Here is a 22671-nt window from a genome sequence, read left to right as displayed (position 1 = left end):
GGCGAATTAGGTCCTGACGGCGCTCCCTCAGAATTCGAGGGCAGTTCGATTCGGAACGCACCCCGACGCCGTCGCCGCCTCGATTCAGGGAGGGGAGTTCTGTGCCTTCGTCTGAATTCGTCGAGCGAACACGTCCACGTCTACCTGCGCGAGATTGCCTCGCCGATCACCGGCGTTGCTGGTGGGGAAGTTTCGGTTTCCAAAAGAGTGTGATCCGCAGCCAGGCCGGGATCGAGTCACTCGGCTTCGATTGACACTCTATCGGTTCTCGTCGATCCACTCGCACCAGGCGTGGAAATCCTCTGCGCCACATTGGTTTGCGATCGACTGGAGCGTCCCGGTCGGGATCTCGTCTTCGGACTTCATTGGAACGGTAACTATCCGTACTTCTCTGGTTACTGGGTGCTCGTAGCGCAGTTTGAGGTGGCTTCCCTTTCGCCCGGCGCGTCGAAATCCGTGGTTCTGGAGGACTTTCGCAATCTCGCGGCCAGAGAACGACGTTTTGGGCATTTAGTTACTGGTAGACAGGGAGAGAATACATAAAAATCTCATCGGTCTGACCGGTTAGGACATGAAGTCGGGAAGTGGTTTGTCGTCTACTTCGTCAGGATCGAGGCCCCACGCTTCGAGATCGGCGTCGGTGACGGGCTCGCCACCGCCCTCGTGAAGCTCAAGCGCTTCGGCGAGCATCGTGAGAGCCTCGGATTTCGTGTCGCCGTAGGAGGCGACGCCGGTTTCGAGGTCGACGGCCGTAATTTGGCCGTTGTCCTCGTGGACGAATTCGACGCCCTCGTTGTTGTTTGACCTGGTCGTGCTCGACATGGCTGTGCGTACGGGTGGGTGTCTGATAAGCGTTCCTCAGAGTTGCGATGAGCCTCCACAACTCTGAGGCGACAGAGCCCTTTTCGTGACTGTCCGCCTCGAGCGCGCTGGCGAAGGGGGTACGGCCGATTTCGATGGCCTTATAGAATCCGTTCGTCTCATCGACGTTCTCGAATAGTTTGTGATCGACGCGATGGACAATCTTCGGGAGCCCTTCGAAGGGAAATCCTCCATTCATCCGTTACTATCCACCACCCGATCTGCGAACTCCAGCATCCCCATGCCAGCCACACAATCGGCACAGCAGAATCGCGTGGCCGCCGCGAACCGCTCCGACGAGGCCGGCGGCTGGACGACCACGCGAAACAGCTCGTCGGTCGCCACGTCGCGATCACACCGATAGCACTCGCGCTCGGCCGTCGAGTGGGCCGACCGGTCCCCCATGACCGTACCGAGAGACGTCATCGGAGATTCCTCCGGACCAGTCGCGCCATCCACCCGTGACGACAGCGTCCCCACTCCGAACGATCGAAACCAGAAGCAGGGCAGGGATTTATCTCTCGGTACCGCGAGCGTGCGAGACCTTTTTGTCTCGGAAGTGTGTACGCAATCATGGTGACCAAAGCGGAGCCCGCTTTGGAAGCCAAGCGTCTCGGGTGCTACCACACCCGGGACATTCTCTGCGCAGCCCCCTGCGACGGATGGAGACGCTGACTTCCAGCGGTGGCTACGGAGCGGTAGGTGTTATATCTACTGGAGATAATGGGAAAGTAACCTTCTGAAGTTGCGGGCGGATTACGTCGTATCGATCTCGACTCGACCCCGGTCACGAGGTGACGCGGTGTCGCTCGACCTGCCGGAGAAGTACGATTCGCGAACCGAGTCCGTCGCAGCGTGAGCTGCTCGCGATTCGGTTCGACCTCGATACCATCGGGAGGTTGCGGCGGGAGACGAGTACGTCGTCGCCGATACAGACTTCGAGATTCGACCGCTCGAGGACCGGATGACCGTCACCAATCTAGCGACAGAACCCGACGATTCGGCGTGAAGCGATGGCAGGCGTCCCGTTCACTCCATCTTGCGTGGTTTCAGATCCCGACATTCGCTAACCGAACACCATCTCGCTCATCGGAACCGTTATACTGTTTGGACTGGTGACCCAGTCTGATTTTGTTAATTAGTTCAGTTGCCGACCGAAACGGCTCGTCGATCGTGCCCGGCCGGATTTGTGCGCCCCATCAATTATAGATGGAAACACTTTTTATTGTTTTTGCTATTTCTATCTGTAATGATATCAAACTATTTCTACAAAATTTTCTCCCGGATTACGGATCAGTTTCGAACGGGCGGAGACCGGCCCAGCAGACTCACGGTCATCCTGACGGCCGTATTGCTCGTCAGTTCGATCATCGTCACGCCGGTGCTCGCCGCGCCGGCAACGCCAGAGCGAGTGGATGGCGGCGCAAGCGACAGATTTCTCCCGGACGAGATGGCGACCACGAATCAGGGTGTTACTGGCGTAGCAGCGGACCAAGAACGCACAACCCAAAACCCAGTCATCGAATCCGGACCGTCACCGCGCCACCTGCTCGTCCAAGCGCAGGCGAGCACGGATCAACTGGAGTCGAGTGACAGCGGACCCGGATCGGCCGTCGCCCCGCCGCTGAACCGGGTGGTCAAAAAGTACGAATCGGCCGTCGACCCCGGCAATCGGGGCACGATCCAGATGACGGCGGCCGCCACGCGCTCGCTGGCTACCGCGGTCAAATTCAAGGGGAAACACGCATCCCCGTCAGAGGACCTGGCGGCCGTCCGGAACGCGACGCGGCACACGACCGAAGCCGGGCGGGTGACGGCTCAGTGGGAGCTCGCGCGGGTCGAGCACTCGATTCAACGATATCGGGCGAACCTAACCGACGGGCAGTACGAGGACCTGACGGCCAGTCTCGAGCGCGCCCGAACCGAGTACCAGAACGGGCTGGGGCTCCAGCGCGAGGCCGCCGAGGAAATAGACGCGACGAGCCATCGTGCGTTCAAAGCGGCCGTTCGCGATCGCGCCGATGCCATCGGATCGTACGCGAGCGCCTGGCGCGACGCCCGGCAGATTCGGGATCGGCTGGACTCGCTCGATGTCGAACCGGCCGGCATCGACACCGACGGCGACGGGCTCGTCGACGCCTGGGAGCTCCTGATCGGAACCGATCCCGAGGACGACGACACCGACGGCGACGGGCTCGGCGACGGCGCCGAAACCGTGTTCGGGTTCCCGATCGACACCGACGCCGACGGCGAGATCGACGCGCTCGATCTCGATTCGGACGACGATTCGGTGCCGGACCGCAGACCGTCCGAGAGTTTCTCCGATACCGACGAGGATTGGGTGCCGAACGTGCGTGACACCGACGACGACGGCGACGGCATCCCGACGGCCGTGGAGTTCGAGGACGGGAAACCGGCGGCGCTCGACGCGGACTTCGACGGGCGCCCGAACTGGGTCGACACCGACGCCGATGGCGACGGCGCGCCCGACCGCGAGGAAGGACGCGAGGATCCGGACGGAGACGGCGTCCCCGCCTACCTCGACAACGACGGTGACAACGACGGCCTGCCCGATTTCTACGAGCGGGAGGTCACCGGGACCGACCCCGCCAGCAACGACAGCGACTACCCGTCGACCGACGCGGACGAAGCGGACAACGGGGTCATCGACGGCCGCGAGGATCCGGACGGCGACGGGTTGACCACGCACCGCGAATTCGCGGCCGGAACCGATCCCTTCGTCGCCGACACCGACGGGGACGGCCTGTCCGATCGCTTCGAGGTCCGCCACGATTCGGATCGGGTCGAGCAGGATCGCTTCGACCCGCTCGTGGCGGATACGGACGGAGACGGCGTCTCCGACGCCGAGGAGGATCACGACGGCGACGGGCTCACGACGGCAGAGGAACGAGAACTCGGAACGGCCTTCGACGATCCCGACACCGACGACGACGGCGTCAGCGACGCGGACGAACTCGACCTGGGGACCGATCCCACCGTGGCCGACACCGACGACGACGGGATCACGGACGGCGGCGAACAGCCGCTCCCCACGGACCCCACGGATCCGGACACCGACGACGACGGAATCCTGGACGGGAACGAGACGTTCGATACCGTCGCCTCGAACGAGACCACCGGCGTGAGCGTCGCGGTCCGCGGACAGGGCAATGTCGCCGAGGGCGTGTCGATCGATCCCAAACCGGCGTACTTCAACGCCACCGATGCCGGCGCCGGCCCGACGGTGCGACTGACGAACGCGACCGCCTTCGAGTCCGCGTCGGTCGAAATCCCGATCGATGAGACGGTCTCCGCGACGGAGTACGACGATCTCGCCGTCTACACGTGGAACGGGTCGGCGACCGACACGTGGCGGCCGCTCGAAACGACGATCGAGAACGGGAGTGCGGTAGCCGAAACCGAACACTTCTCGTACTTCACGGTGCTCGACAGCGAGGAGTGGGTCGACGCAACGACGTTCCCTACCAGCGGTCCGGAGGATGACCCGATCGCCTTCGAAAACCAATCGAACTTTACGTGTCAGGACGCTTGCACCGTCGAGAACGAGAGTACCCTGCTCGTCGGCGGAGAGCCCGACGCGCGAACGATCACCGTCGAACAGGGCAACGAGAGCTTTCAGGTCGTCCCGTTGACCAACGGCCAGGACATCGAGGAATTCTACGACTACGAGGATGCGGAGATCAACTCACCGCTCCCGATCGCGAAGAGCGATGCCAGCCGCCTGTTCGTCTGGTCCGGTCCGGAAGGGCTCAGCCTCGTCAGCCTGCACGACAAACCGCGCGATGGATCCGGTGGCGCGGTCGATCTGGCGTTCGACGGATTACCCCTGAGTCAGGGTGACTGGGTCGTCGAAGACGACCCCGGCGATTTCAACCGCGGGCCGCCAACGCGGCCAGAGTGGACGTGGAACTACGACAACACCGACGGTGGCGTGTTCCGCGGTGGGCTCACGAATCGGTCCCTCACCGTGACGCCGTACTTCAACGATGCGGCCTCGCAGGACCCGCTGACACCGGGCCAACTCACTCGCTGGGAGTTCCTGACGGGACAGGCGACCGCGCCCGAACACCACGACCTGGCGATGGGCGAGCCGGTGACGATTCACTTCCCGGAAGCGGTCGAGGAGAACGAATCGACGGATCCCGGCGGCGACAGCGGCACTGCGAACTTCACGTACGACCTCGGCGAGGACGTCAATGAGATCGCCGTCCGGTACCAGACCGAGCAGACGGACGTCGAACCGGCTGCCAATTTCACGATCGAAGGGACGAACGGGACCGTCGTCGACGAGGCGCTCACCATCGGCACCGTCGGCACCGTCGAAGAAGTCTTCAACGTCTCTTCGCTCGCACACGGCCCGGCGAACGTCACGATCGACGCCGAGGGCGTGAACCTTCGCACCCAGGTGATCCCGCGAACGAGTCAGATCGACGCGGACGGCGACGGGATCCCCGACCGCCTCGAAGACCGCGAGTGGGTCGCCCAGAACGGACCCGCCAAGACCTTCACCACCTCCTCGACCGATCCGGATACGGACGGTGACGGGATTCCCGACGGCGACGAAGCGCACTTCGCCGAGGAGGTAGTCGACGGCGAGTCGGTCGTCACCGTTCGATTGAGTTCCAATCCGGACAGGGCGGACACCGATTCGGACGGCATCGACGACGGGGAAGAACAGGCCCTTCGAACGAACCCCTTGATCGTCGACACCGACGCCGACGGGATCGCAGACGTCGACGATCCGTATCCCGGCGATCCGACGAAGCCGACCATCACGGAGCAGTCGTTCCACCTCGAAGACGGCCTCCCGACCGACGAGTTCCTCGACGGGATGGTCTACGGCGACTGGGGCTACGTCAACGACCGCGCGGGCTCGGACACGGTCGCCTACATGTTCGGCTGGTTCTTCCCGTACATCGTCATCGCGACGGGGTACGTCCCGGTCGTCGAGGACGGCGTCGAGATTGCCCTCGAAGTCCGTGAGTGTCTGGCGATCAACGACGCCCTCTGGGAGAACGCGCTCGACTGCGGCTTCGCCGCCTGGGAAATCGTCACCACCGGCGCGAAGGTCGTCGGTGCGGCGACGTCGATCACCGGCGTCGGCGCCGCATTGACTGGCTCGGCCATCGCGGCCGACGAGGCGGGCGACCTCGTCAGGGCGGCCACGAAGACCGCCGAGGTCCTCAAGAAGGTCCCGGCGTCGAAGATGCAGCGTCTCGGCTACCTGACCGGTCGCCAGTTCGGCGACTTCACGCCCGAGTTCGCCCAGACTGTCGCCAGCAAGGTCTCGCCCGGCAAGGGCTCGAACTTCGTTACCGGCGTCCGCAAGGGAACGCTCCAGAACGCGGGGCTGTCCGAGGCCGTCGCCGAACAGGTCGCCAAAGAGGTGGATGAGGTGGCGAGCGCGAAGCAGGTCGTATCGGGGCTCGAAGGACTGGACACGGTCCCCGCAGCCCTGCGGGCCGACCTCGTTGCCCAACTAGCTAAGCGAAGCGACGCGGAAACCCTGACGAACGCCTACGATAGCCAGACTATACGGAGGATCGTCGCTGCTGGCGGTAGCGACGGAGACAAAGGTGACGACTTGCTCGACAAAGCCGCCGACCTCGCCAATGCAGGGAAAGCCGATGAGCTCGCACGGGTGGCTGATGAACTCGATGCTGATACACTCCGGTACGTCCTCGAAACGGAGTCGGTTACGTCCACCCGAAAACTGTTAGATCGAGGACTGGAATCCAGCCGCATCAGCACGCTTGCGGACATGGTAATCGATATTAGCCGCCACCAGCAGGGGGTGGCGCTTGTCATGGATGAGTCGAACAAAGTACCTAGTTCGTCAGTTGGCGATATCGGCGAAATTCTGGCGGTCGAAAAGGGCATCGTCCAGAAATTTGCGAAAAGCGGTGACGTGATCTATCCGACGCCCGAATCAGTTGGGAAGGGTGTTACAATCAAAGTCGATGGAGGAAGCGTAGAATTTGATCACTTGATTGTAAACAGCGAAAATCAAGTTGTGGGGATCGCGGAAGAGGGTGTGGGGAGGCAAGATCCGGCGACTTCGAAACTCGAACAGATCCGGACATCGTTAGCGGACATCGAGAGCAGCAGTAGTATATCTCTAGTAGACGGGCAAAAAGGGGTGAATCTCGATGACCTCTCTAAAAGCGATTTCGTGGTGAGTAGTGGGAACAACGAGGGCCAGATCGCCATCGTGGCAAAAGGAATGGACGATACGTCTGACCCAGTGAAGCAAGTCGAAACGTTCGAGAGGACGCCAGCCGAACTCAAAGCGCTGCACGAGTCTGTGAGAGAACTCCTGTAATATATGGGAAGCACAATTACATTACTCGTCCCGTCTGACGAGCAAACCCGAGAGACGATCGACGCATATTACATGTACTATCTAGAGGCTATGCGTGAATACTACGAGGGAGAGATTTCCGCGTCGCATCCGAAGGCAGAAACCATCGACGATCTTCGAGAATATCGACGAACAGTCGATCGATTCGAGGAGGACGGCACGTTCCGAATATATTACAAACTACACACCTCTATAGGGGAGAAGATGGACCCATCTGTCACTGACATCTGGAATCAATACGGGATCGACGACCTGTCCGAAGTGGTCACGAACCCGGTTGGGCTTGCCAAATTCGTTCGGGCCTGCGAGCAAGCGCGCGAGCAGGCCGAAGGATGGCGCGAAGAGAAACGGGTCGACGAACTGATCACGCTCGCTGACTTCGCTATTGAAAACGAGTACGGTCTGGCGTATCCATAACGTTGGGCCCTCACATCGATACTGACGCAATCGGATCTAGCGCAAACCGGCACAGTTCACAGTGAAGACGGACAGAATGGATCCGACAAAACCGACCAGACTTTTGGATCGGTTTCACGGATGAACGACGGAGAAGCAAAACTGCTCGAACCCCACAGCCGGCTCAGTAGCCCAACTGCTCGCGAACCAACACCACAGTCGTCCGACCCTCTTCGAGTTCCTGCCGGAAGATGAGCTGTTTCGCGATCGCGGAGTCGACACCGTAGGCCTCCTTGGCGCGTTCGTTTTCGAGCGGGTAGGCGACCGATTCCAGCCGGTCGAGGGCATCGTCCAGCGTCGGGACGATCTTGTTGACGCCGCTGACGATGACGAGGTTACTTGCGGCGAATGGATACGCGCCGATTCGACTGCCCGAACGGTCGGCGGCGACGAGTTCGCCCGTCTCCGCGATGGCGTTGATACCGCCGAGGAAGTAGTCGGCCGTCTGTGCCTCGCGGCGGGCGGCCTGGCGCTCGGCGTCGTCCTCGATGCTCCAGATCTCGTCAGGGAGACTCTCCCACTCGTGGTCGCCCTCGGAGAGGTACGTCATAAATTCGATCTCTTCGAGCGTCGTGGAGTGGCCGTTCATCACGGACGCGCCGGCGGGAACGTGTGACTGGATCGTCTCCAGGGCTTCGGCGGCCGAGTCGACGACCACGACGTCGAAGCCGTTCGATTCGAGGTTCTCGACGGCCCGACCGATGGCCTCGTCGGTCGGCAGCTCGTCGAGCGATGCGTCGATCTCCGTGTCGGGCGCGTAGTCGGATTTCTGCTGAGACATTACGATTTCCGTACCGATCGATAGCGGCGGGAACCCAAAAGGGCTCGCTAACGTCCGTGTTGGGTGGTTATCCGGGTGTGATCTACTCGTATCAGTGTTACCGAGAATACATATTTGGTCCGTGCCGTCGTCTGAATCGGTATGGCGACGACTACCACCGCAGACGCAACGCGACGTATCGCAGGTCTCACCCACCAGACTGCCGTTCCGGAGGGCGGGGAGCGATGAGAGGCGTCGACGGCAAGACCGCCCTGGTTTCCGGGGCGGCGTCGGGAATCGGCCGCGCTGCCGCGAAGCGATTCGCCGAGGAAAGCGCGAGCGTCGTCGCCGTCGATATCGACGAGGAGGGCGGCGAGGAGACAGTCTCGCAGATCGAATCCGACGGCGGCGAGGTCACCTTCGTCGAGACGGACGTCACCGATCGGGACGACGTCGCGGCGGCGGTCGAGACCGCCGTCGACACCTACGGGGGGCTCGACGTCGCGTTCAACAACGCCGGTATCGAGGGCGAGCAGGTGGGATTCGGCGACCAGAGCGACGACAACTGGGAGCGCGTGGTCGACATCAACCTGACCGGCGTCTTCTACGCCATGCGCGAGGAGATCCCGGCGATGCTCGAGAGCGACGGTGGCGGCGCTATCATCAACACCGCCTCCATCGCCGGCATCCTGGGCTTCCCGAACTTGAGCCCCTACGTCGCGAGCAAGCACGGCGTCGTCGGCCTGACGCGGTCGGCCGCCGTCGAATTCGCCGCGGAGGATATCCGGGTCAACGCGGTCCTGCCGGGCGTCATCGACACGCCGATGGTCCAGCGTTCGGGCGAAGCCGATCCCGAGTCGACGGAGCGGACGATCGCGGCGATCCCCGCCCAGCGACTCGGTGAACCCGAGGAGATCGCCTCGACGGTCGTCTGGCTCGGCTCCGAGGACGCCTCCTACGTCACCGGCCAGCCCATCACCGTCGACGGCGGCTACTCCGTCCAGTGAGGCGACCCGCCGACCGCAGCCCTGCCAACCCGGCGGGGAGCGGCTGAACGCGAACCGGCGCCACACGCTCGACGTGACTCGGGCGGCGTGCTCGGTGGGCCACCAGCGACACGACGACGATTCGACAGCTAGTAGTGGCTGCCGTCGCGTCCATCGCCCGTGTTCGCGCAGTCCGCCCTTCGCGACGCCCTCGCCGCCGTCTCCGACGGCCCCGTCGAGGTGGCCACGATCGCCCCGATCGAGGCGGGGACCAATCGCGCCTACCGCCTCCGGCTCGCGGACGAAACGGACCGCGTTCTCAAGGTCGGGACGCGGTTTCCCGACGCGTTTCCGGCGGAGCCGGAGACGATGGCGCTCGTCCGCCGCGTGACGACCCTCCCCGTCCCGCGAGTCTACGGAACAGGCACCGAGCCGCTCGGCTACCCGTTCACCGTCTACGAGTACGTGCCCGGCACCGACCACCGGTGGGTCGGCGAGCTCCCGACGCGAGCGGCCGATCGGCTCTGTCGCGAAGCCGGCGCGCACCTCCGCGAACTTCACCGCATCCGGTTCGAGCGGTTCGGCGCGCTCGGCATGGCGGACGAGGCGGAAGACGGACTTTCCGTCGTCGATCCGGCGCCGCCGCGGACGGTCCTTCGGCGTTCGCTCGATCGCCAGCTCGCCGAGTTGCGGGAGACGCCGTTCGCCGATCGGGTCAGCGCGCTCGACGCGCTCGGCGCCGACCTGATCGACCGAATCGACACCGAGCGCGTCGAACCGACGCTCGTCCACGGCGACTACCGGCTCGAGAACCTCTGTATCGATCCGGCGGCCGACCGGATCACGACCGCGGTGCTCGACTGGGAGCGGCCGACGTCGTTCGACCCGCTCTGGGACGCCGTGATGGCGAGTGCGCTGCTGGCGGACGGTTATCGACTCGATCCGGAGGCCCGGCGTTCTCTACGCGGCGCGTTCTGGGACGCGTACGGGGACGGCGCCGACGGGACGCCGCGGCGCCGGTGCTACGAACTCCTCGCGAGGATCCGACTGGCCCGCCACCTCGACACCGAGATGCGCGGCGAGCCCGACGCGGCGGTGACCGAGCGAAGCGCCGAGCACGAGGCGGCTTTCGAGGCGATGCTCGAGAGCCACTAGCGGACCGGATCGTCGACGGGTAGTCGGCACGCGACGAGCGCAATCACTTTGGCCCGCCCGCGCGAACGGCCCACGCCCGGAGCGTTCACGCGTATGTTCCGAGATCTCACCCAGCCGCTCGACGCCAGCGTGCGGCCGTATCCCGGCGATCCCCCGGTCGAGATCGAGCCGGCGGCCACGATGGATTCGGACGGCTATCGCGTCTCAGAGCTTCACTGCGCAACCCACAGCGGGACGCACGTCGACGCGCCGAGTCACACCGAAGCCGAGGGCAATACCCTCTCCGACTATCCCGTCGAACGCTTCGTCTTCGACGCCAGGCTGGTCGATTGCTCCGGCTACGACGATCGCGAACCGATCGGTCCCGACGCGCTCCCGACCGACGACGAGGGAGAGCTGCTGGTCATTCGAACCGGCTGGGACGCCTACTGGGGAACCGACCGCTACCTCGATCACCCGTACCTGGCGCCGGACGCGGCCGAGCGCTGCCGGACGGCCGGCTGGTCGATCGGGTTGGACACGCTGAGTCCCGATCCGACCCCCACAGACGCAGCGCGGCCGGACGAGCCCGCCGGGGACCCCGCCCACCACGCGCTCCTCGGCGACGACCTGTTCGTCGTCGAGAACCTGACGAACCTCGCCGGGCTCGACCGGTTCGAACTGTTTGCCGTCCCGCTCCCGATTTCGGGCGGGGACGGGTCGCCGGTACGGGCGTTTGCACGGGTGGATTGACATTCTTCCACGGCTTCAACTGCGGGCGTTCGCCTCGTACAGCAGTACTGCCGATCGAACATGGCGTTGCGGGACCCGTCGATGCCGAGTTCGGTCGTATCGGGTCTGCAGTCGACGGCGTCAACGATGCGGATTGGTCGCCGTGTCAAGTCGGACGAGTTCGTCGACGACATCGAAATCGTCGTCGAAGGAATACAGGTACTGGACGTCCTCGCGGTGCATGTATGCGGCGAGCGTCGCATCGACGAACGAGAGTTGCGGATGCTCTCGGAATAGCGATTGTGCGCGGATGAAATCCGTCTGTGGCGTGTGAACGACTTCGAAATGGGTCCCCTCGATGAGTCGTTCGAGTACTCCGTTCGCCACCTCGGGACCGAGTTTCTCTCTCACGAGGTTCAGCGCTTCGGCGACCACGTAGTCCGTCACGATTGCATCCGGCAGTTCGCCGTAGTCGATGCCACGAACGAGTTCCCGGGCACGGTCGTGGTACGCATCCCGCGCGCTAGCGCTGGCAAACAGGACGTTCGTATCGAGCATCGCGACGGCCATCAATTCGCCCCGAATTCGTCCTCGACGGAAACGGCGTCCGTTTCACCGACGTCAGCCGGTTCGAAGTCATCGAAAACCCCTTCTCGCTGTCGAATAACCTCGACGGTTAACTCACCGGACGAATCGATGTCCCACCGGAGCTTATCACCCGGCCCGATATCGAGATCGCGACGGATCTCGGCCGGAATCGTCACCATTCCCCGTTCACTCACGGCCGTCTCCTCCGGAGATTCCGACGTCGCCATAGTCGTGATAGACGCCGATCACATTTACATGTTACTCCACATGTGTACGATGGCAGCTGCGTGGTGAGACTGCCAGTATCGGCGGGTGGACGTTCGGTCGCAGGCAGTGAACGACGTCGATCATAACACCAGCGTGAATAGCAGGAGCGCGACGAGCGTCATGATCGAGGCGTGCTTCGCGCCCGCCCGGACGTCCCCCGTCGCGAGCTGGCCCGCGACGAAGCCGGACGTCGCCCCCTGGATCACCGCCGCGTGGTAGAAGAGCATGTCGTAGGTCTCGCGAGCGCCGTCGCCCATGTTCGCGAACGGGCTGTCGGCGGCCGCGTCGTTCGCGGCGGCTTCGGCGGCCGCGTCGGTCGGCAGGCTCGGCAGGAGGTACGCCGTCAGCACGGCGATGATGAAGACGAAGACGAGGAACGAGACGTAGACGACGACCATGTACTCGGTCATCGTCTGCTTGCGCTCGCGCTCGAGGCGGAGGTCGGCGGCCGCCTGGCGCGAGGCGATCCGGAGCACGGTCGTGAGGTTGCCGCTCGCGTTCATCGCCTCGGTCAGCAGCGTCACCATCCGCGAAACCGACCGCGTGCGGATGCGGCGTTCGAATCGCCGAAACGCCGTCCCGAGGTCGGCGCCGAAGCGGACGTCGCCCCTGAGGCGATCGATGTCGGCGTCGAGCGCGCCCAGGTCGGAGTCGCCGACGCGCTTGACGGCGGCGACGATCGACATGCCCGCCTCGTTCAGACTCGCGAGGCGATCGAGCAGGTCGGGGACGGCCGCCTCGATCGCGTCGATCCGGCGGCGGTGGATCTCGTAGACGATCGCGAACGTGCCCGTGACGAACAGGCCCGCGAGGATCACGATATCGTCGATCGCCGCGGGTCCGGACTCGAGCGCGAGGTGGAGGCGCGACCCGACGGCCGCGAGGGCGATCGGAACCGTCACCAGGAGGAGCCGAACCGGCCGGTCCACGATCGACCGGAGTGGGCGCCCCAGGAGAGTCCTGACGCGTCGAACCCGCCGATAGAATCGGAGGCGAGCCAGGTTCGCCTCGGGCCGCCCGGCCCGCGGATCGACCGGGGACGCCGGCGCCGCGGTCGCGGACGGGTCACGTTCGACGCCGCCGTCGGGAAGCGCGGGCGTCGCGGACTCGGCGCCTCGATCGTCCGGTGGCCCCGACGAAACGTCCCCCGGATTGATCGAGTCGGTGACCATGCTGAGGTAGACCACGAACGCGAGATTGCCGAGCGGCAGGAGGACGTAGATGAGCGCCCGGAGCGGCGCCATCGTATTCCCCATCGAGATCCCCAGGACGACGAGGATCGTGATCAGGAACAGCGGGCCGGCCACCAGGACGGTGACGTAGGCCTCCGCCAGCGTCGCCAGGATATTGAGGATGCTCTCCTGCTGGGACTCGGCCTCCTCGCGATAGTCGTGGTACTGGCGTTCGAGAAACGACGAGAGGCTGTGGCCGCTCTGGAGCACGCTGACCAGGTTCTCGGTGAACTCCTTGAACTGTGTACTCGAGGTCCGGCGGCCCATCGTTTGCAACGCCTCGGTGACGTCGGTGCCGAAGGTGTCCATGTTCCTGACCGCGACGTCGAACTCCGCCGCGGCCGCGCCGTAGGTGTCGCCGTTGCGAGCGACGATCCGCAACACCGTCGGGAACTCCATCCCGCTCCGGGAGAGCGCGTAGCAGAAGGCGACCGTCGAAGGGAGCGTCGCCTCGATCGCCCGGGCCCGGCGGCCGGCGAGGTACGACGGGTACCACCACCGAAACCAGTAGGTGCCGACACCCGCGACGACGCCGAGTGTCGTCGCCGACGCCAGAAAGAGGACGAAGAGCTCCGACGGCGACAGCGTGGGGACGCCGCCGAGATCCGCCAGAAACGCGAGCATCGATGGGAGCGACTCGCGCAGCACGTCCGGTTCGATCGAGAGGACGGTGAGCACGCCCCAGATGGCGTAGATGCCGGCGACGCTCCCGACGACCGCGGCGACCGACGCGACGGCGAGCGTCCGGGCTCCGTGTTCGCGATACGTATCGGTGACGTGGGCCGCCCGTAAGGCGTGACGTCGGTTCGGGTGCTCGTCGCGGAACTCGTCGACGTAATCGCCGAAGGCGTAGATGGCCAGTCGGGTGACGACGCGATCCGTCGGTTCGTGGACGCGCGCCGCTGCGAGCGGAATCAGCAGTGACAGCGCGACCACGAGCGGCAGGAAATTCACGCTACTCACGGGATCACCTCGCCACGAAACCGGCGTTCGAGCCGGTTTCGGGGGTCGGTTTCACGAGTTCTCACCGGCCCGTCTCTGCGTCGGTGGCGAGCCCGCAGACTCGCTGGCGAGCGCCGTCGCCCCGTCGTCCCCGGCCGGGTCCGTCGGTCCGTCGCCGGCCGGCTCCGTCGACCCGTCGCCAGTCGGCGCTGTCGTCGGGCCGCCGTTCGGATCGGCCGTGTCGCCGCCGTCGTCGGGACCGCCGTCGCCCGACTCGGTGCGGCCGGCGGGCGAATCCTCGATCGCATCGCCGCGGCCGATGCGTTCGAGGACGGTGGGCTTGTCGGCGTAGTACTCGTTGACGAGCGCCGTGAACCGGCGATAATCGGAGATGTCCTGCTCGTGAACGTACGCCAGGAACGCCTCGCGGTTCTTGCGCTCGACGCGCAACTCCCGCTCGCTCCAGCCGCGGTTCTCGCGGATCTCGCCGAGGAGGGTGCTGCCCGACTCCTCGAACGTGTCCGAGTCGCCGTCCCACGTGAACGCCGTCGAGTAGTCGAGTTCGCCGGTTCGCTGGTCGATCCCCTCGATCTCCGCCAGAACCGCGTTCCGGCGGACGCGCTCGCCGTCTTCGAGGCGCGTGAGTTTCTGGATCGAGAGGATGTCCAGGCTCTGGACCATCGCCCGCGGCACGTTGATCGGCTCGTTCTCCAGCCGGTTGATGACCGTCTGGACGGAGTCCGCGTGCATCGTCGAGTACGTCGTGTGGCCGGTGTTCATCGCCTGGAAGAGCGTGATGGCCTCCTCGCCGCGGACCTCGCCGACGGCGATGTACTCCGGGCGGTGGCGCAGCGCCGAGCGCAGCAGGTCGTACATCGTGACGTCGGTGCCCTCGTGGATGCGCTCCCTGGTGATCGAGGAGAGCCAGTTGTCGTGATAGAGCGTGAGTTCGCGCGTGTCCTCGATGGTGAGGATCTTCGACCTGGGCGGGATGAACATCGAGACGGCGTTCATGCTCGTCGTCTTTCCGGAGGCCGTCCCGCCGGCGAAGATCAGGCTCTTGTTGTGCTCGATGGCCAGCCAGAGGTACGCGAGCTGCGTGACGTTGAACGTCCCGTACTCGATCAGGTCGACGGGCGTGAACGGCTCGTCGGCGTACTTTCGGATTGTGAAGGCGGATCCGCGCGGCGTCACCTCCTGACCCAGCGCGAGTTCGGCCCGGGAGCCGTCGGGCAGCGTCGTCTCGACCATCGGATCGCCGATCGAGATGTGTCGGCCGGAGCGCTGGGCAAGCCGGACGACGAACTGGTCGAGCGAGGCCTGCTCGAACGAGACGGTCGTCGCGACGTCGGTGTACTCGTCGTGGTAGACGAAGATCGGCAGGTCGTAGCCGTCGCACGAGATGTCCTCGACGTGCGGGTCCTTCATGATCGGGTCGAGCCGGCTGTACCCCTGGAAATCCCGGTGGACGTAGTAGTACAATCGGTAGAAGGTTTCGACGCCGATATCGACGCCGTAGCGCTCGAGGAGGTCCACCACCGCATCCCACAGTCGCGTCTCGACGTCGGGGTGATCGTCGTCTCGATAGAGCAGCGGATCCCGAACGTCCTCGAGGACCATTTCGAGCAGGGCGGCTTCTTCCTCCGTGAGTGACGGTTCGACGACGGTGTACCGGTGGGCGTTGTCGTCAGGGTCGTAGCAGATCGAAACGAACGCGAACGGGGCGTTCACCCAGTAGCGGTCGACCTCTCGAAGCCCCTCGGGGACCGCGTAGGAAACCAGCGGTTCGTGTCTCGTCGGATCGTAGCGCTCGACGTCGAGACGCGAGCCTCGGAGGACGTCGAGCGCGTAGCCGATGCGGCGCTTGAGCCGGTCGAGTCGACCGTCAGTCGCGCCGGTCCGGTCGACGTCGGACGGCGTCGACGCGGTCGCGGCGGCGTCGAGGGGATCGCCGTCGTCTGGGGGGTCCTGGTTGTCCATCGCTGGCGGAGTCGCTCACCAAGTATCCGGAACGCGGCGTCTTAAATCGGATGGCCGCGGGAACGGCGACGCTATCACCGGCGCTGTCGCCACACGCCGCCCAGGTGGCAGCGGTCCGAATCGGACGTCGCGACCGAGCCCACGGCTAGAGTCGGCGGTCACGGGAGCGGAGAGAGCGGTCCGCACGATCGCGGTATCGGATCGGCGGACAGTCAGGCGAACCGGCAGTTCGATTCAGGGACTGGGCGTTACGTTCATACGGTCGGACCCCTAACATGGAAGTACCGAATGAGGCGCGAACACTTCACGCTCGACGTCGAGAACGTCGACTGGGTAGGAACCGACGGCGAGCCGCGAAAACCGTCGGTAACGATCGACTTCGAAGGCTCCGGATCGGATCTCGAATCGCGCCTCACCGGCCCCGACGGCGAACTGCTCGCCGCGGACGAAACGGACGTCGCGCTCCGGCTGCAGGAGGAGGCCGACGACGGCCCCGGCGTGGTCAGCGTCACCGAGCGGATCACCGGCGACTTCGTCCTCGAGTTAAACGTTGACGCCGACGACGTCATCCGCTTTATCACCGCCGCCCGCCGCTACGGCGAAGCCGCCGGCGACGAGAGCGGGCGCTACGAGGTGACGCTCAGTATCGACGGCGAGCCGTTCGTCACCTACGAAAAGCGCACCTTCCTCGTCTACGACGACGAGGGGAGCCTGCTCCGAAAGCAGAGTCTGATCCCCGGCGGCGTCGAACTCTGAACGGACGGTCCCGACCGAGTGCTGACGCCGAACGGGTCGTGGGCGAGGGCTTCGGGGCGCGGGGCCGAACCAGCAGGTATAAGTATTTTAGGGGCGCCTAAACAACTACGAATCGATCGCGGGTCCCGGCCATGTCCAGCCAACACACACTCGAGCGGCGGGCGGAGTCGACCGGCGCGTCGGACGAGTCCGACGTCGCGCTCGAACTCGATGACGTCGCTGCCTCCTACGGCGCCGAACGCGTCATCGAGCGCTGTTCGCTGCAGGTCTACGACGGCGAAATTCTGACGCTGCTAGGGCCGTCAGGCTGCGGCAAGACGACGACCCTCCGGCTGATCGCCGGGCTCGAAACGCCCGACGCCGGTCGCGTTCGACTGTACGACGAGACGGTGGCCGGCGACGAGGCCTTCGTCGCCCCCGAGGATCGCAACGTCGGCGTCGTCTTCCAGGAGTTCGCGCTCTTTCCGCACCTGACCGTGCGCGAGAACGTCGCGTTCGGCATCGACGACTGGGATCGCGACGCGCGCGAGTCGCGCGTGGACGAACTGCTCGATCTGGTCGGCCTCCCGGAGCAGGCGGGGGCCTACCCCGACGAACTCTCGGGCGGGCAGCAACAGCGGGTGGCGCTCGCGCGGTCGCTCGCCCCCGAACCGGCGATCCTCTTGCTCGACGAACCCTTCTCGAACCTCGACGTCGACCTCCGGGTTGAGATGCGCGAGGAGGTCCGCCGGATCATCAAGTCCGCCGGCGTCACCGCCGTCTCCGTCACCCACGACCAGGAGGAGGCGCTGTCGATCTCCGATCGCGTCGCGGTCATGGCCGACGGGACGCTCGAACAGGTCGGCGTCCCCGAGCAGGTCTTTCAGCACCCGAAATCTCGCTTCGTCGCCGGCTTCCTCGGCCACGCGAGCTTCCTCTCGGGGACGGTCCAGGGCGATCACGTCGAGACCGCGCTCGGCCCCGTTCGGCGCGACGCCGTCAGCGGCCTCGTCGAGACCTACGACCGCACGGAGATCGACCTCCTCGTCCGCCCCGACGACGTCACGGCTTACCCCGCGAGCGAGGTGGAGACCGACGGGGAAGTCGTCTACCGCCGGTATCTCGGCCCGACGATCCTCTATCGCGTCGCGCTCGACGACGGCGAGACCGTCGAGTGCATGCACAACCACTCGGATCGGATCGAATTGGGCGAGCGCGTCGCCGTCCGCGTGACGGCCGACCACGAACTCGCCTGGTTCCCCGCGAGTCAGCGAGACGAGGCGCCGGAAGCGACGACCGAGTCGGACCGGGCGGCGCCCGGCAGCGCGATCGAGGCCGCCCGAGACGAGCCGGCCGAGTCCGCGGGCGTGCCGGGCGAGGCCGGCCCGGTCGAGCCGACCGATGACTGAAACCGGGCGGCCGCCGGGTGACACGCGGCCTGAGAGAGACCGGGCCCGTTCTTGGGGATCGCCGGTGGAACGGAGGACATGGGTTCGTACTGGCGGCTGCAGACCGCGTGCGGTGCGATCGCCGCGGCCCTCGTGATCGGCGTCATCCTGGTCTCGAGCTGGCTGGCCGAGCCGTCGACGTTCGCCTGGCGCCACCGGGCGCTCTCGGACATGGGCCGAGCCGACGCCCGCACGTTCGCCCTGTTCAACGGCGGGCTCGCCGGCGCGGGCGTACTCGGCATCGGCTTCGTTCCGCGCGTCCAAGACCTGTCGCAAAATCGCCTCCAGCGCCTCGGCGCGATCGCACTCGCCGGGTCGCTCGCGGGGCTCGCGGGCGCCGGCGTCTTCTTCCTCGATCACTCGCGCGTCTACCTGCCGATCGACCTCCACGCGCCGGCTGCCATCGCGACGTTCACGCTGGCGCCGGTCGCGGCGATCGGCTTCGGCGTCGGCGCCTGGGAGGCCGACCAGCGACGACTCGCCGCGGGCTCGATTCTTGCGGGGGCGATCCCGGTCGCCTCCTGGCTCCTGTGGCTCGCCGGCGCCGTCCGCGGTGCTCGGGACTGGTTCAGCGTCCCCGAACTCGTCGCGACGGTCAGCCTGGCCGCGTGGCTCGCGTTGCTCGTCGACCGGAGTCGCCGCAGTGGACCGACCGGAGAGTGAGCACCCGGTCGTCTGACTCGGCCCGGGCCAGCAAGCTGGCTGCCACCGGGCAGTCGGTCTCGCGGTCGCCGACCGTCTCCAGAACGAGTCGACGGGCCGGTCGAGACGCGGGTCGACGGCGAACACGGTACCGAGACGAAGACGGCCACCGAACCAGCGGACCATCGAACGACGCTCCGGGGCTCCTTCGTCGGTGACGCCGAGCGCAATCTGTCCGACGTAACCGACCGCTACTGTCGTACGCCAACGGCCCGCATACCGCCGCGTGCGGCGGGAACGGAACCGATCCGCAAAACCCTTAACAGGGGTACGCACCTACAGGCGATCATGCATAAGGACGAGCTGCTGGAGCTCCACGCCGAACTGGTCATCATCATGGAGTACTTCGACGACCGGGAGGACGTCGAGGACGGGCTCTTCGACGCGTACCGCCAGCTCGACGTGGATCCCGGCGACGCACACAAGTCAAAGAGCGAACACAAACACGCCGTCTTCGTGCTCGGAAACGCCCTCGCGAACGCCATCAGCAGCGACGAGTTCTCGAGCGCGGGCCGGATCGGCAAGCGCATGCAGGAACTGGCCGACGACGCGGAATCGAAGATCTAGAGCCGATCGGGACCCGGGGGACGGACTCCAAGCGAGTCGCCGAAGGAAACTCGCGGGCCGTCCGAGCCACCGAGTGTCGTCGGTGCCGCGTCGTCGCCCGCGATTCGGGCGTCGGAGTGTGCGAACGAAGCCGTCGCCGGCGAATCGGTCGGGTGAACGAACAATTAGCGCTGTCGATTTGTAGGCGAAACGGTTATACTTTGCTTGCCGCTTGTTGGCGTATGGACTCACGTACGCAAGCGCGCGTCGAGCGCTGGGAGTCGCGCCCGTTCGACGGGGACGAACTGCCCGCGCTCGCCGACGCCGATTTCTCCGGCGCCGTGACGGCCGCCGGCACCTGGCTGTTCGTCCTGAACGGCCGGGTCGTCGGCGTCGTCGACGGCCGGATCACGGACGTTCACGGAACGAGCGGGACGATCTACGAGGCCCCCGAGGACGTCCTTCCCCTCCTGCTCGCGATGCTCGAAACCGGCGGTGAGAGCCGCGGGACGTACTACACTAACGAGACCTCGCTGGCCGAGGTCGACCGCACGCTGCAACAGGGATCGTTCACCGGCTACGTCGAGTTGAGCGAACAGGTCCTCTCCGGGGACTACTACGCCGTCTACTACGGCGGCAAGCGCATGTCCGCGGCCTACATCGGCAACGCCGAACGCCTCGTCACCGGCGAGGAGGCCTTCGAGCGCGCCGACGACGAGGTCGGCCTCTACGAGGTCGTCGACGTCGACGTCGAGGTCACCGACGTTCCCGGACACCGGGATTCCGCAGCCGCCCCGACGTCCGACGCCGACGGTAGCCGGTCCGGCCCGGCGACCGCCACCGACTCGACCGCGACGAACGACGCCTCGGCGGGAGCGTCTGACGGTGGGAACGGTGCACCCGCGAGCGGTGCGGAAACGGACGCGACGGTCGACGCGCGGGGGGACGCCGCGAGCGCGTCGAGCGATCCGAGCGCGGACGACGCCGCGGATCCGACCGGGACGGACCAGTCCCAGGCAACGGGCGGGGAACCGGTCGATCCCCTCGCCGAGTCGGCGCCCGATCCCGGAAGCGCCGCGGCGGAAGACCCGGAGGGTACCACACCCGATCCGACGGCGGATTCGGGTTCGGACTCCGTCGTCGCGGCCGAGCCCACCTCCGACGCGTCCGACGGCGTGACGACGGACGCGGCCTCGCGAACCGGCGCGACTGAACCGGCGGACGCGTCGGACCAGTCACCGGGCGGCGAATCCAGCGAGGATAGCGCAACTGGGTCCGAACCGGTCGCGGACGACGCGGCGACGGCGGCCGGCCGGTCGGAGTCGTTCGACGAGACCGATATCGGGCCGGACGAGGGCGACGGGGACGCCGCGGCCGGTGCATCCGAGGCGACCGGGACCGGACGGGACGCCTCACCCGCGAACCGACCGGCCCCCGGAGCGGGCGATCGAGCGGACGCCGACGGTCGGGCGGAACCCGACGACCGCCCGGATGCGGACGATCCGACGGGGCATGCGGACCCCGGCGCCGATCGAGCGGCCGGGCCTCGAACGGGGGCCGAACCCGAGGCGGACGCGAGCGAGGGAGAACACGACGAGCGATTCAAAGAGGAAGCGCGCTGGCGGGAGACGCGTCAGATTCCGTCGATCGATCCGGAGAACTCCCGGCCGGATCCGAGCGCCGGACGCGAGCGACGGGCGCCGTCGGAGCGATCGCAGACGACCGAACCCGCCCGGCCGGCGGACGGCCAGTCTCCCGAACCCGCCGAGGGAGCCGACACCGGCTCGGTCGCCGACGGTTCCGCCACCGATACGGTCGCCTCGACTGACCGCGCGCTGCGGTCGGACATGCTCGAACGCGAGGACAAGATCGACCGCCTGACCCAGCGCGTCACCGAGATCGAGGCCGAGAAGGACGAACTCGAGGCCGAGCGCGACCGGTTGGCCGGCGAGAACGAGGAACTCAGAGAACGCATCGCCGACCTGGAATCGCAGCTCCGGTCCCTCGAAGCTGAACGCGATTCCCAGCGGGCGTCGGCCGGCGGTCACGGATCCCGGGCGGGGTCGGCCGGCGTCGACGGCTCCCCGGAGACGGGTTCGCCCGCGGCGACCGGTTCGGCGACGCTCACACCGGCCGAGGCCCTCGCCGGGACGAACGTCTTCGTTCGGTACGCCTCGAAGAGTCAGCCGACCCTCGAGGCGGCCCACGACGGCGACGGGAGCCGGAGCGACGTCGTCGAGAACCTCCAGCTCGAGCGCCACACGGGCTTCGACGCGAGCCGGGCGACCGTCGGGGACGCGTCCTACGACGAGTTCCTCGAGGGGACGGTCCAGTATCGATTCGTCCGCTGGCTCGTCGAGACGGCCCTGTTCGAGATCAGGGAGACCGGCAACGCAGCCGGGCTCGCCGACCTGTACGACGCGATCCCGCGGATCGACCGCGTCGAACTCGACGCGACCATCTCCCTCGAGGACGACGACACCGAGAACGTCCCCGATCGCGTCACCTTCGACCTGGCCGCGTTCGACAAGCGAGGGACGCCCCTCGTCGTGGCCAACTGCAACGACTCGCGCGACCCGGCCGATCGATCGATGCTCGAGTCGCTCGAGGCCGAGGCCTCGGCCGTCTGTGCGAACTACCCGGCCCTCGGCGGCGCGGTCGCGGTCACGTCGAGCTTCTTCGAACCAGGCGCGCTCGAATTCGCCGAGGAGGCGACCAGCAGCGGCCTGCTCAACCGCAGTTCGAAGCGCAGCCACGTGAGCCTCTCGCGCAAGCAGGGCTATCACTTCTGTCTGGTCGAGTCGAGAAGCGGCGGCTTCCACGTCACCGTCCCCGAGCTGTAGGAGCGCTCGACGCCGTACGGTCGCTCGGACGGCGATCAGGCCGCGACGCTACCGTGTGGGCGGGTCACAGTTTCGAG

18 protein-coding genes are annotated in these 22671 nt (G+C 66.0%); 10 read left to right on the top strand and 8 right to left on the bottom strand.

Features of this window, described 5'->3' with window-relative positions; genetic code table 11:
* Positions 1–258 precede the first annotated feature (258 nt).
* The 3 genes from MXA07_RS18170 to MXA07_RS07205 all read right to left on the bottom strand — a co-directional run bounded on the left by MXA07_RS18170 (position 259) and on the right by MXA07_RS07205 (position 1287).
* The gene (locus MXA07_RS18170; RefSeq protein WP_282102544.1) at positions 259–510 is read right to left on the bottom strand and encodes a type II toxin-antitoxin system HicA family toxin; all 252 of its coding nucleotides are present in this window, start codon (positions 508–510) and stop codon (positions 259–261) included.
* A 54-nt stretch (positions 511–564) separates the two neighbouring features.
* Positions 565–822, bottom strand: coding sequence for a type II toxin-antitoxin system HicB family antitoxin (locus MXA07_RS07210; protein ID WP_247731369.1), 258 nt, complete (start codon positions 820–822; stop codon positions 565–567).
* A 234-nt stretch (positions 823–1056) separates the two neighbouring features.
* Positions 1057–1287 carry a hypothetical protein gene (locus MXA07_RS07205; RefSeq protein ID WP_247731368.1) on the bottom strand — a complete coding sequence of 77 codons (231 nt, stop codon included), beginning with the start codon at positions 1285–1287 and terminating at the stop codon, positions 1057–1059.
* 823 nt (positions 1288–2110) lie between these two features.
* Here MXA07_RS07205 and MXA07_RS07200 point away from each other — a divergent pair.
* Positions 2111–7204, top strand: coding sequence for a hypothetical protein (locus MXA07_RS07200; RefSeq protein ID WP_247731367.1), 5094 nt, complete (start codon positions 2111–2113; stop codon positions 7202–7204).
* A 72-nt stretch (positions 7205–7276) separates the two neighbouring features.
* Complete coding sequence (locus tag MXA07_RS07195; RefSeq protein ID WP_247731366.1) at positions 7277–7660, top strand: hypothetical protein; 384 nt, start codon at positions 7277–7279, stop codon at positions 7658–7660.
* Positions 7661–7823: 163 nt separating this feature from the next.
* On the opposite strand, the gene MXA07_RS07190 is transcribed toward MXA07_RS07195, so the two are convergent.
* Positions 7824–8480, bottom strand: a complete 657-nt coding sequence (locus tag MXA07_RS07190; RefSeq protein ID WP_247731365.1) for a lactate utilization protein — start codon at positions 8478–8480, stop codon at positions 7824–7826.
* A gap of 224 nt (positions 8481–8704) precedes the next feature.
* Here MXA07_RS07190 and MXA07_RS07185 point away from each other — a divergent pair, with 224 nt between their 5' ends.
* From MXA07_RS07185 to MXA07_RS07175, 3 genes are all read left to right on the top strand, one after another.
* Positions 8705–9466 (top strand): SDR family NAD(P)-dependent oxidoreductase, encoded by a 762-nt coding sequence (locus MXA07_RS07185; protein ID WP_247731364.1) that lies wholly within the window; start codon positions 8705–8707, stop codon positions 9464–9466.
* Between the two features lie 159 nt (positions 9467–9625).
* The gene (locus tag MXA07_RS07180; protein WP_247731363.1) at positions 9626–10600 is read left to right on the top strand and encodes a phosphotransferase family protein; all 975 of its coding nucleotides are present in this window, start codon (positions 9626–9628) and stop codon (positions 10598–10600) included.
* A 93-nt stretch (positions 10601–10693) separates the two neighbouring features.
* Positions 10694–11332 carry a cyclase family protein gene (locus MXA07_RS07175; protein ID WP_247731362.1) on the top strand — a complete coding sequence of 213 codons (639 nt, stop codon included), beginning with the start codon at positions 10694–10696 and terminating at the stop codon, positions 11330–11332.
* A gap of 120 nt (positions 11333–11452) precedes the next feature.
* Here MXA07_RS07175 and MXA07_RS07170 read toward each other — a convergent pair whose 3' ends face one another.
* From MXA07_RS07170 to MXA07_RS07155, 4 genes are all read right to left on the bottom strand, one after another.
* On the bottom strand, positions 11453–11881 hold the full coding sequence (locus MXA07_RS07170) for a type II toxin-antitoxin system VapC family toxin (protein WP_247731361.1): 429 nt from the start codon (positions 11879–11881) through the stop codon (positions 11453–11455).
* Positions 11881–12126, bottom strand: a complete 246-nt coding sequence (locus tag MXA07_RS07165; RefSeq protein WP_247731360.1) for an AbrB/MazE/SpoVT family DNA-binding domain-containing protein — start codon at positions 12124–12126, stop codon at positions 11881–11883. The genes MXA07_RS07170 and MXA07_RS07165 overlap by 1 nt, the downstream gene beginning before the upstream one ends.
* 120 nt (positions 12127–12246) lie before the next feature.
* Complete coding sequence (locus MXA07_RS07160; RefSeq protein ID WP_247731359.1) at positions 12247–14361, bottom strand: type II secretion system F family protein; 2115 nt, start codon at positions 14359–14361, stop codon at positions 12247–12249.
* Between the two features lie 51 nt (positions 14362–14412).
* Entirely contained in the window at positions 14413–16320 is a 1908-nt protein-coding gene (locus MXA07_RS07155; RefSeq protein WP_247731358.1) for a type II/IV secretion system ATPase subunit, read from the bottom strand.
* Between the two features lie 288 nt (positions 16321–16608).
* Here MXA07_RS07155 and MXA07_RS07150 point away from each other — a divergent pair, with 288 nt between their 5' ends.
* The 5 genes from MXA07_RS07150 (at position 16609) to MXA07_RS07130 (ending at position 22594) form a co-directional block, all read left to right on the top strand.
* On the top strand, positions 16609–17076 hold the full coding sequence (locus tag MXA07_RS07150) for a DUF5793 family protein (protein ID WP_247731357.1): 468 nt from the start codon (positions 16609–16611) through the stop codon (positions 17074–17076).
* A 131-nt stretch (positions 17077–17207) separates the two neighbouring features.
* On the top strand, positions 17208–18464 hold the full coding sequence (locus MXA07_RS07145; RefSeq protein ID WP_247731356.1) for an ABC transporter ATP-binding protein: 1257 nt from the start codon (positions 17208–17210) through the stop codon (positions 18462–18464).
* A 78-nt stretch (positions 18465–18542) separates the two neighbouring features.
* On the top strand, positions 18543–19166 hold the full coding sequence (locus tag MXA07_RS07140; protein WP_247731355.1) for a DUF998 domain-containing protein: 624 nt from the start codon (positions 18543–18545) through the stop codon (positions 19164–19166).
* A gap of 327 nt (positions 19167–19493) precedes the next feature.
* Entirely contained in the window at positions 19494–19772 is a 279-nt protein-coding gene (locus MXA07_RS07135; RefSeq protein WP_247731354.1) for a UPF0058 family protein, read from the top strand.
* Positions 19773–19993: 221 nt separating this feature from the next.
* Positions 19994–22594 (top strand): DUF7527 domain-containing protein, encoded by a 2601-nt coding sequence (locus tag MXA07_RS07130; RefSeq protein WP_247731353.1) that lies wholly within the window; start codon positions 19994–19996, stop codon positions 22592–22594.
* The last annotated feature ends 77 nt before the right edge of the window (positions 22595–22671 follow it).

Origin of the sequence: Halovivax limisalsi (assembly GCF_023093535.1) — an archaeon.
GTDB classification, from domain to species: domain Archaea; phylum Halobacteriota; class Halobacteria; order Halobacteriales; family Natrialbaceae; genus Halovivax; species Halovivax limisalsi.
Note: the sequence above shows the minus strand (reverse complement) of the source record. Positions and strands in the feature narration are given on the sequence as shown.